Origin of the sequence: Mesorhizobium sp. M0077 (assembly GCF_040322955.1) — a bacterium.
GTDB lineage: Bacteria > Pseudomonadota > Alphaproteobacteria > Rhizobiales > Rhizobiaceae > Mesorhizobium.
This window is the reverse complement of the sequence record NZ_JAMYUL010000008.1, coordinates 160,757-171,810: the sequence shown is the minus strand read 5'-3', so window position 1 is coordinate 171,810 and position 11,054 is coordinate 160,757. Positions and strand designations below refer to the sequence as shown.

Sequence of the window (11,054 nt, the reverse complement as noted above, 5' to 3'; positions counted from 1 at the left end):
CGACCACCTAGACCGGGTCATTGTCGGTCGTCGGTTGCTCCGCGGCGGGAGCCTGTGACCATGCCGCATTGCACAATTTTGCGACCTTGCCCACAATGCACGCATGGTCCGCAGCTCACTCGCCGTCCTGGTCATCGACGAAAACCGTATCCGCGCCGCGATCATCGAGGCAGGTTTGCGCGAGGCCGGCCATGAGCGGGTCACCGTCATCCACGACGTGACCGGCATTGCGCGGCGGATCGCCGAGATCGAGCCGGACGTCATCGTCATCGACCTGGAAAACCCGAACCGCGACATGCTGGAAAACATGTTCCAGCTGTCGCGTGCGGTGAAGCGGCCGATCGCCATGTTCGTCGACCGATCGGACCAGGCATCGATCGAAGCGGCGGTCGATGCCGGCGTTTCGGCCTATGTCGTCGACGGCCTCAGGCAAGAGCGCGTCAAGCCGATTCTGGACATGGCGGTCAGCCGCTTCAACGCTTTCTCGCGCATGGCGCGCGAGCTGGAAGAGGTTCGAGGCGAGCTTGAGAGCCGCAAGGTGATCGACCGTGCCAAGGGCATCCTGATGAAGTCGCGCGGCCTGACCGAAGAGGCCGCCTACACGCTGCTGCGCAAGACGGCGATGAACCAGAACCGCAAGATCGGCGACATTGCCCAGAGCCTGGTGACTGCCGCCGGGCTGCTCGGGCCGTCGGAGGACGAATGAGCATGAGCGCCGAGCACCAGATCACCGCCGGCTTCATGCCGCTCTTCGACAGTGCCGTGCTGGTTGCGGCGGGTGAGCTTGGATTTGCCGCGCGCGAGGGCATCGATCTCACACTGCACCGCGAGACCTCCTGGGCCAACATCCGCGACCGCATCGCCATCGGCCATTTCCACCTGGCGCACATGCTGGGGCCGATGCCGCTCGCCTGCAATCTCGGGCTGACGCCGCTTGCTTCCGAGACCATCGTGCCGTTTTCGCTCGGGCTTGGCGGCAATTGCGTCACCATCTCCGACGCCGTCTGGGAAGGCATGGCGGCACACGGCGCCATACCCGATCTCGAGCCCGCGCGCGCGGGCGCAGCCCTTCGTGCCTTCATTCGCGAGCGCGCCGGGGCTGGCGGCGATCCGCTGCGCTTTGCCGTGGTGCACCCGCATTCGGGGCATAATTACGAACTGCGCTACTGGCTTGCCGGATGCGGCATCGATCCGGAGCGCGAGATCGAGATCGTCATCGTGCCGCCGCCCTTCATGGCCGATGCGCTGGCCGCTGGGCGGATCGACGGCTACTGCGTCGGCGAGCCCTGGAACAGCGCCTCGGTCGCTGCCGGCACCGGCCATATCGTCACCGTCAAGGCGCTGCTGTGGCGCAACAGTCCGGAGAAGGTGATCGGCGTGCGCAAGGCCTGGTCGCAGGAGAACCCGGTCGCGCTGGCAGCATTGCTGCGCGCGCTGCATCATTCGGCGCGCTGGTGCCAGGATCGGGGCAACCACGCCGAACTGGCTGGTGTGATGGCTCAAGCTGGCTTCCTCGGCCTGCCACCAGCTGTCCAGATGCCGATCCTGACCGGCCATCTTGAACTGGGCGGCGGCGCCGAACTGGATGTCGACGACTTCTTCCTGCCCTTCGACAAGGCGGCGAACTTTCCGTGGAAGAGCCATGCGCTGTGGTTCTATACGCAGATGGTGCGCTGGGGGCATGTCGAGCACACGCCGGAAAACCTTGTTATCGCCCGTGACTGCTACCGTCCCGACCTCTACCGCTCGGCGCTAAAGCCGCTTGGCGTTGCACTTCCCGGCGCCAATGCGAAGGTCGAGGGCGCGCTTAAGGTCGCCACGGCTGTCGGTGCGACCGGGGCAGGCCTGGTGCTTGGGCCGGACGGCTTCTTCGACGGTCAGACCTTCGACCCCGACGAGATCGACGGCTACATAGGGCGCCAGAAAGCGGCTCGCGCGGAAGCCTGATCATTCTCGCGCCATTCTTGTGCATTGCACAAAAAATGTGCGTGCGATTGCTGTAGTGAACAATCTTTGATCTGCTTGCGATGTCGCCTCGCGTGCCGGCATCTGGCGCGTAATGTTGATTTCATTTAGGTTTTTCGTTTCACCCAAAACTGGCACGGTTCCTGCTTTGAATTAGTCAGGCCCTTCGCGGGTCACGGAACAGGCGTCCAATGGCGGGCGCCACAGGCAAAGCTGCCGCTCAGGTCAACGACGCGATCCCGGATGTACGGACGCGCGAGGCCTGGACGGCGGCTTTTTTGTTTTGGGCCACTCGACGAAGCCCTCGCGTTCAACCGGAGATCACGATGAAAGAAAAAATAGGGAAATGGATCGGGACGGGAACATCGCTCAAGGATGTGACGCGCCGCGATTTTCTTGTCAGCAGCGCCATGACGGCCGGCCTGTTCGTGGCGGCCCGCAAGCTCTTCCCCTCGGGCGCCTATGCCGCCACGACCGCTCCCGAGATCACCGGCGCCAAGCTCGGCTTCATCGCGCTGACCGACGCGGCGCCGCTGATGATCGCCAAGGAGAAGGGGCTGTTCGTCAAGTTCGGCATGCCCGACGTCGAGGTGCTCAAGCAGGCCTCCTGGGGCGCGACGCGCGACAATCTGATGCTCGGCGGCGCAGCCAACGGCATCGACGGCGCTCACATCCTGACGCCGCTGCCCTATCTCATGCACATCGGCAAGGTGACGCAGAACAACCAGCCGATGCCGATGGCTATCGTGGCGCGGCTCAACTACGACTGCCAGGGCATTTCGGTTGCGCAGGAATACGCCGGCACCGGTGTCGGTCTCGACGCCTCCAAGCTGAAGGACGCCTTCGCCGCCAAGAAGGCGGCTGGCAAGGAAATCAAGGCCGCCATGACATTCCCGGGCGGCACGCATGATTTGTGGCTGCGCTATTGGCTGGCCGCCGGCGGCATCGATCCCGACAAGGACGTCTCGACCATCGTCGTGCCGCCGCCGCAGATGGTCGCCAACATGAAAGTCGGCAACATGGACGTGTTCTGCGTTGGCGAACCGTGGAACGAACAGCTCGTCCACCAAGGCGTTGGTTTCACCGCCGCCACCACCGGCGAACTGTGGAAGGGTCATCCCGAAAAGGCGCTCGGCCTGCGCGCCGAATTCATCGACAAATACCCGAACGCCACCAAGGCGATCGTGATGGCCGTCATGGAGGCCCAGCAATGGTGCGAGGCCACGGAGAACAAGGACGAGATGGCCGCCATCATCGGCAAGCGGCAATGGATGAACGTGCCTGTCGCCGACATTATCGGCCGCCTCAAGGGCGACATCAACTACGGCAATGGCCGCGTGGCCACCGGCACTGACCTCTACATGAAATTCTGGAAGGGTGGCGTCTCCTATCCCTACAAGAGCCACGACAGCTGGTTCCTCGCCGAAAACATCCGTTGGGGAAAATTCGCGCCGACCACCGACATCAAGACGCTGGTCGATCAGGTCAATCGCGAGGATATCTGGCGCGAGGCGGCGAAGGATCTCGGCGTTGCCGCAGCCGATATTCCGGCCTCGTCGTCGCGCGGCGTCGAGACCTTCTTCGACGGCAAGATTTTCGACCCGGCCAACCCGTCGGCCTATCTCGACAGCCTGAAGATCAAGGCATCGGCTTGACCAGCGCAAACGGTGCGTTGCGCCGTTTGTCGCCCCAGCGCAACGGCGCTTCGCCGTTGTCGCCCGCATCGACCCCGGAGTTATTGTCAGACATGTCCATCCAAGCCATTGAGGAAACCACGGTGAAGGCGTTCCCCGCGAAGCCTGCCGCGGTCATCGCTTTCACCGCCAAAGCGCGGCGCCGCTTCGACCCGATCGCGATCGCCGGCAGGCTGGCCACCGCCCTGGTGCCGCCGGTCATCGTTATCGCCTTCATGCTGGTCGTGTGGCAGATCGCCTGCTCGTCGCCGACCGCCAGCCTACCGCCGCCCAGCCAGGTGTGGAACGAGGCCTATGACCTGATCGCGCATCCGTTCTTCAACAACGGCCCGCAGGATATCGGCCTTGCGTGGCGGGTGCTGATCTCTCTGCAGCGCGTCGCCATCGGCTTCGGCCTGGCGGCGATCGTCGGCGTCGCGCTCGGCGCCCTGGTCGGCCAGTCGATCTGGGCCATGCGTGGCCTCGATCCGGTGTTCCAGATACTGCGCACCGTGCCGCCGCTGGCCTGGTTGCCGCTGTCGCTGGCTGCTTTCCGCGATTCCAGCCCGTCGGCGCTGTTCGTTATCTTCATCACCTCGATCTGGCCGATCATCATCAACACCGCCGTCGGCGTGCGAAACATTCCGGAAGACTACCGCAACGTCTCGCGCATCTTGCGGCTCAACCAGTTCGAATTCTTCGTCAAGATCATGGTTCCGGCCGCCGCACCCTACATCTTCACCGGCCTCAGAATCGGCATCGGCCTGTCCTGGCTCGCCATCGTCGCCGCCGAAATGCTGACCGGCGGCGTCGGCATCGGCTTCTTCATCTGGGACGCCTGGAACTCGTCGCGGCTGCCCGACATCATCGTCGCGCTCGCCTATATCGGCGTCACCGGCTTCTGCCTCGACCGCCTGGTCGCTGCGGTCGGCGCTTTCGTCACCCGCGGCACAACGGCAAAGTGAGGAGAGGGCGATGACGGCCTATCTGAAGCTCGACCATATCGACAAATCCTTTGCCCGCGGCGGTCAGGTCAGCGAGGTGCTCAAGGACATCAGGCTGACCATCGACAAGGGCGAATTCGTCTCCATCATCGGCCATTCCGGCTGTGGCAAGTCGACCTTGCTCAATCTGATCGCCGGGCTGACCAAGGTTTCCGCCGGCGCCGTGCTGCTTGAAAACAAGGAGGTCGACAGCCCCGGACCCGAGCGCGCCGTGGTGTTCCAGAACCACAGCCTGCTGCCATGGCTCACCGTCTACGAAAACATCAGCCTGGCGGTGTCGAAAGTCTTTGGCCGTTCCAAGAGCAGGACCGAGCGACATGACTGGATCATGCGCAATCTCGATCTCGTGCAGATGGCCCATGCCAAGGACAAGCGGCCGGCCGAAATATCGGGCGGCATGAAGCAGCGCGTCGGCATTGCCCGGGCGCTTGCCATGGAGCCGAAGATCCTGTTGCTCGACGAGCCGTTCGGGGCACTCGACGCGCTGACGCGCGCCCATCTGCAGGATGCGGTTATGGACATCCATTCCAGGCTCGGCTCGACGACGATCATGATCACCCACGATGTCGACGAGGCGGTGCTGTTGTCCGACCGCATCGTCATGATGACCAACGGTCCGGCGGCAACCATCGGCGAGGTGCTTGCGGTGCCGCTGCTGCGGCCGCGTCGACGCGTCGAACTCTCTTCCGACCGCACCTTCCTGCGCTGCCGCGAAGCGGTGCTGAAGTTCCTCTATGAACGCCACCGCTTCGTCGAAGCCGCGGAGTAACGCCATGACCGAAAAACTCGTCATCATCGGCAACGGCATGGCCCCTGGGCGCATGCTGGAGCATCTGCTCGAACAGGCGCCGGGCCGCTACACCGTGACCATCTTCAACGCCGAGCCGCGGGTGAACTACGACCGCATCATGCTGTCGCCGGTTCTCTCCGGCGAAAAGGCCTATGAGGAAATCATCATCCACGGCGACGGCTGGTACATCGCCAACAACATCACCCTCTACAAGGGTCACAAGATCGTCGCCATCGACCGGGCGGCCAAGACCGTCACCTCCGATCACGGCGTCACCGAGCCTTACGACAAGCTCGTCATCGCCACCGGATCGGTGCCTTTCATCATTCCGGTGCCCGGTCACGATCTGCCGGGCGTGCTGACCTATCGCGACCTCGACGATGTTCAGGCCATGATGCTTGCCGCCCAGTCGCGGGCCAAGGCCGTGGTCATCGGCGGCGGCCTGCTCGGGCTGGAGGCGGCAGCAGGTTTGAACGCCCAAGGCATGGACGTCACCGTGCTGCATGTCATGCCGACATTGATGGAGCGTCAGCTCGATCCAGCCGCCGGCTATCTCCTGCAGCGCGCGGTGGAACAGCGCGGCATCAAGGTCATCACCAAGGCCAACACCCAGGCGATCACCGGCAACGGCAAGGTCGGGCAGGTGGAGCTTGCCGACGGCACTATTATCCCGGCAACGCTGGTGGTGATGGCGGTCGGCATCCGGCCGAATGCGGCGCTGGCCAGGGAGGCCGGCATAGCCGTCAATCGTGGTATTGTCGTCGATGCCGGCATGCGCAGCAACGACCCCGACATCTACGCGCTCGGCGAATGCGCCGAGGTCTACGGCCAGGTCTACGGGCTAGTCGCGCCGCTCTACGAGATGGCGCGCGTTGCCGCGAACCAGTTGGCCGGCAACGAGGCAGCGGCCTTCGTCCACATGGACACGCCGACCAAGCTCAAGGTCACCGGCATCGACCTGTTCTCGCTTGGCGACTTCGCCGAAGGCGAGGACCGCCAGGAGATCGTGCTGCGCGATGCCGCCGCCGGCGTCTACAAGCGCCTTGTCCTGAAAGACGACCGCATCATCGGCACCGTGCTTTATGGCGAGACGGCTGACGGCGCCTGGTTCAACGACCTCAAGAAGAAGCAGACCGACATATCGGAGATGCGCGACACGCTCATCTTCGGCCAGTCCTACCAGGGAGGTGCCCCGCTGGACCCTATGGCGGCCGTTGCAGCCTTGCCGGATGATGCGGAAATCTGCGGCTGCAACGGCGTTTGCAAGGGAAAGATCACCGGCGCGATCACGGCCAAGGGCCTGGCTTCGCTCGACGACGTGCGCGCGCACACCAAGGCATCGGCTTCCTGCGGCTCGTGCACCGGGCTGGTCGAGAAGCTGATGGTGCTGACCATCGGCGACAAGTACAACCCGGCCGCCGTGCAACCGATGTGCGGCTGCACCACGCTCGGTCACGACGAGGTGCGCCGGCTGATCATCGCCAAAAGCCTGAAGACCATTCCCGCCGTCATGCAGGAGCTGGAATGGACGACGTCCTGCGGCTGCGCCAAATGCCGACCGGCGCTCAACTACTACCTCGTCTGCGACTGGCCGAACGATTATGCCGACGACTACCAGTCGCGCTTCATCAATGAGCGCGTCCACGCCAACATCCAGAAGGACGGCACGTACTCGGTGGTGCCGCGCATGTGGGGCGGCGTCACCAACGCCGCCGAACTGCGCGCCATCGCCGACGTCGTCGACAAGTTCGAGATCCCGATGGTCAAGGTCACCGGCGGCCAGCGCATCGACATGCTCGGCATCCGCAAGGAGGATTTGCCGGCGGTCTGGGCCGATCTCGGCCAGGCCGGCTTCGTCTCTGGCCATGCCTACGCCAAGGGTCTGCGCACGGTGAAGACCTGTGTCGGCTCCGACTGGTGCCGCTTCGGCACGCAGGATTCGACCGGCCTCGGCATTCGCATCGAGAAATTCATGTGGGGCTCGTGGACGCCGGCCAAGGTCAAAATGGCGGTGTCGGGCTGTCCGCGCAACTGCGCCGAGGCGACCTGCAAGGATGTGGGCGTGATCTGTGTCGACAGTGGCTACGAGATCCATTTCGCCGGCGCCGCCGGCCTCGACATCAAGGGCACCGAAGTGCTTGGCCTGGTCAAGACCGAGGACGAGGCGCTGGAGCTTATCGTGGCGCTGACGCAGATGTATCGCGAGCAGGGCCGCTATCTCGAGCGTATCTACAAATGGGTCAAGCGCATCGGCATCCCCGAGATCAAGCGCCAGATCATGGACGACGGCGCCAAGCGCAAGGCCTATTACGAGCGCTTCGTCTTCAGCCAGAAATTCGCCCAGGTCGACCCGTGGTCGGAACGCGTCTCCGGCAAGGACAAGCACGAGTTCAGGCCGATGGCTTCGGTCGGGTTTGCGCAGGCGGCGGAGTGATCAAAATGGACTGGATATCGATCGGCTCACTCTCCGACATCCCGCGCCGTGGCGCGCGCTGTATCGCTACACCCGAGGGTAAGATCGCCGTCTTCCGCACGCAGGACGATCAGGTCTACGCCATCGACGACCATTGCCCGCACAGGGGTGGGCCGCTGAGCCAAGGCATCGTCCATGGCACCGCCGTCACCTGCCCCTTGCACAATTGGGTCATCTCGCTGGAGACGGGCAAGGCGCTCGGCGCCGACCAGGGCGCGGTGCGCACCATTCCTGTGCGCATCGAGGGCGAGCACCTGTTCATTGCGCTGAAAGCGCTGGCCAGCCGCGCGGCCTGAAGCATGGAACTTGGCGAAGCGCGCGAGGTGAGGACCACCTGCCCCTATTGCGGAGTGGGTTGCGGCGTGCTGGCGAAGGTCGCCGCGGACGGTGAAGTCAGCGTCCGCGGCGACCCCGACCATCCAGCGAACTTCGGCCGGCTCTGCTCCAAGGGCTCGGCCCTCGCCGAAACCATCGACCTCGACGGCAGGCTACTCTACCCGGAAATCCGCGGCCGCCGTGCCGGCTGGGACGAAGCGCTCGATCTCGTCGCTTCGACCTTTTCGCAAACCATCGCCGAGCACGGTCCGGACTCCGTCGCCTTCTATGTCTCCGGCCAGTTGCTGACCGAAGACTATTATGTCGCCAACAAGCTGATGAAGGGCTTCATCGGCTCGGCCAACATCGACACCAATTCGCGGCTATGCATGGCCTCCTCGGTTGCCGGCCACCGCCGCGCCTTCGGCTCCGACACCGTGCCCGGCACCTACGAGGATCTCGAGCTCGCCGACCTGATCGTGCTGGTCGGCTCCAATCTCGCCTGGTGCCATCCCGTGCTCTTCCAGCGCATCGCGGCGGCCCGGGAAAAACGACCGGAGATGAAGGTCGTGCTGGTCGACCCTCGCCGCACCATGACCGCTGATATCGCCGACATTCACCTAGCGATCGCGCCGGATGGCGACGTTGCTTTGTTCACTGGTCTGCTCGCCTGGCTCGGCCAGCACAACGCACTCGACCGCGCTTACATCACCGCCCACACGACCGGCTTCGGGCAAGCGCTCTTCGCTGCCTCGAAACTCGATCTTGCCGGCGTTGCCGCCGCCACCGGCTTGAGCGAAGAGGAGCTTGCCCGCTTTTATAGCCTGTTTGCCACCACCGCAAAGACAGTGACGGTCTACAGCCAAGGCGTGAACCAGTCGTCTTCGGGCACTGACAAGGTCAACGCCATCATCAACTGCCATCTCGCCACCGGCCGCATCGGCAAACCTGGGGCAGGACCGTTTTCAGTGACCGGCCAGCCCAACGCCATGGGCGGCCGCGAGGTCGGCGGCATGGCCAATATGCTGGCCGCCCATATGGAGATCGAAAACCCCGAGCACCGCGACCGCGTGCAGCGTTTCTGGAATGCGCCGGCCGTCGCCCCAAAGCCCGGTCTGAAGGCGGTCGAGATGTTTCAGGCGGTGGCCGCCGGCCGCATCAAGGCATTGTGGATCATGGCCACCAACCCGGTCGACTCGATGCCGGATGCCGATGCGGTCGAGGGGGCGATCAAGGCTTGCCCGTTCGTCGTGGTTTCGGATGTGCTGGCGAGCACGGACACCATGCGCCACGCCCATGTGCGGCTGCCCGCCGCCGCATGGGGCGAGAAGGACGGCACCGTGACCAATTCAGAGCGCCGCATCTCGCGCCAGCGCAGCTTTCTTGCTGTGCCCGGTGAGGCGCGGCCGGATTGGTTGATCGTCGCCGAGGTGGGCAAGCGGATGGGGTTTGACGAGGCGTTTTCCTATTCGTCGCCAGCGGAAATCTTCGCCGGACACGCCGCGCTGTCCGGGTTCGAGAATGACGGCGCACGGGATTTTGATATTGGCGCTTATGCTGGTGTTGATAAGGAGGCCTATGCAGCGCTTGAGCCTTTCCAATGGCCGGCGCCGAGCCCAGCCACCCCCCTCTGGCCTGCCGGCCATCTCCCCCGCAAGGGGGGAGATCAGCCGTCGCCTCGGCCTTCGCCAATTACCAACGATGCAGAAGATATGCCGGCGTCAAAGCTGCCAATCTCCCCCCTTGCGGGGGAGATGTCCGGCAGGACAGAGGGGGGTGTTCAAGCGGGACTTGACCCTTCCAGCACCCGCTTCTTCGCCAACGGCAATTTCTACAATCCCGACCGCAAGGCCCGCTTCATCGCCATTCGTCCCATCGTCGAGACACACACCAGCCCGGACTATCCGCTGATCCTCAACACCGGCCGTGTTCGCGACCATTGGCACACGATGACCCGCACTGGGAAAAGCCCACGTCTCTCCCAGCACATGGCCGAGCCCTTTGTAGAGATCCACCCGGCGGATGCCACGCATCACGGCATTGGCGACGCCGACATCGTGCGCGTCTCCAGCCCGCGCGGCGATGTGCTGGTGCGCGCGCTGGTGACGGCACGCCAGCGCCAGGGCAGCGTGTTTGCGCCGATGCACTGGACTGACCAGTTTTCGGCAAAAGGCCGGCTCGACACGCTGACCGCGCCTCTGACCGATCCGGTTTCCGGTCAGCCTGCGCTGAAACATGTCGGCGCCCGCATCGAGAAGTTCGCCGCGAGAGCCTTCGGCTTCGCCGTGGTGCGCCGCAAGCCGGTGGCGGTCGCAGCAGATTACTGGGCCGTGGCCAAATGCAAGGGCGGCTGGCGGGTGGAGCTTGCCTTTGCTGACGACGACATCGACTGGGCCGGTTTTGCTGGTTCGCTTTTCGATGTTCCCGTAGCCGATACGCTCGCTTATCACGACCGCGATACCGGCCAGCATCGTATTGCTGCCTTCGACGACCAGCACCTCGCCGGGGCTTTGTTTATCGCGTCGGGACCGGTGGCGGTTTCGCGGGGTTGGGCGGCACAGCAACTCCAGGAGGTTCACACCAGCCAGCGCGAACGCTTCAGGATCGTCGCCGGTCGCGCCGGCGCCGATCGGCCCGATGCGGGCGCGACCGTCTGCTCCTGTTTCAGCGTCGGGGTCAACCAGATCGCGGCGGCAGTGGCAGCCGGGTGCGCGACAGTCGAAGCCATAGGCGGCGCCCTGAAGGCCGGCACAAATTGCGGCTCCTGCCGGTCCGAGATCCGGGCGGTCATCCAGGCCAATCGGGTTCAGGCTGCGGAGTAGATGCGGCTGGCT

Annotated in this window: 8 protein-coding genes; all 8 read left to right on the top strand. The window is 64.3% G+C overall.

The window, feature by feature from the left end:
• Positions 1 to 103 precede the first annotated feature (103 nt).
• The 8 genes from NKJ57_RS17610 (at position 104) to NKJ57_RS17575 (ending at position 11,042) form a co-directional block, all read left to right on the top strand.
• Positions 104 to 706, top strand: a complete 603-nt coding sequence (locus NKJ57_RS17610) for an ANTAR domain-containing response regulator (RefSeq protein ID WP_023667842.1) — start codon at positions 104 to 106, stop codon at positions 704 to 706.
• Positions 707 to 708: 2 nt separating this feature from the next.
• On the top strand, positions 709 to 1,947 hold the full coding sequence (locus NKJ57_RS17605) for a CmpA/NrtA family ABC transporter substrate-binding protein (protein WP_352511590.1): 1,239 nt from the start codon (positions 709 to 711) through the stop codon (positions 1,945 to 1,947).
• A 344-nt stretch (positions 1,948 to 2,291) separates the two neighbouring features.
• A complete protein-coding gene (locus NKJ57_RS17600) occupies positions 2,292 to 3,620 on the top strand; it encodes a CmpA/NrtA family ABC transporter substrate-binding protein (RefSeq protein WP_352511463.1) in 1,329 nt (442 codons plus the stop codon).
• A 92-nt stretch (positions 3,621 to 3,712) separates the two neighbouring features.
• Positions 3,713 to 4,603, top strand: coding sequence for a nitrate ABC transporter permease (ntrB, locus tag NKJ57_RS17595; protein WP_023682697.1), 891 nt, complete (start codon positions 3,713 to 3,715; stop codon positions 4,601 to 4,603).
• Between the two features lie 10 nt (positions 4,604 to 4,613).
• The gene (locus tag NKJ57_RS17590) at positions 4,614 to 5,411 is read left to right on the top strand and encodes an ABC transporter ATP-binding protein (protein WP_023667847.1); all 798 of its coding nucleotides are present in this window, start codon (positions 4,614 to 4,616) and stop codon (positions 5,409 to 5,411) included.
• A 4-nt stretch (positions 5,412 to 5,415) separates the two neighbouring features.
• Positions 5,416 to 7,866 (top strand): nitrite reductase large subunit NirB, encoded by a 2,451-nt coding sequence (nirB, locus tag NKJ57_RS17585; protein ID WP_023740572.1) that lies wholly within the window; start codon positions 5,416 to 5,418, stop codon positions 7,864 to 7,866.
• A 5-nt stretch (positions 7,867 to 7,871) separates the two neighbouring features.
• Entirely contained in the window at positions 7,872 to 8,201 is a 330-nt protein-coding gene (gene nirD / locus NKJ57_RS17580; protein ID WP_023740573.1) for a nitrite reductase small subunit NirD, read from the top strand.
• A 3-nt stretch (positions 8,202 to 8,204) separates the two neighbouring features.
• Positions 8,205 to 11,042, top strand: a complete 2,838-nt coding sequence (locus NKJ57_RS17575) for a nitrate reductase (RefSeq protein WP_023740574.1) — start codon at positions 8,205 to 8,207, stop codon at positions 11,040 to 11,042.
• Positions 11,043 to 11,054 lie beyond the last annotated feature (12 nt).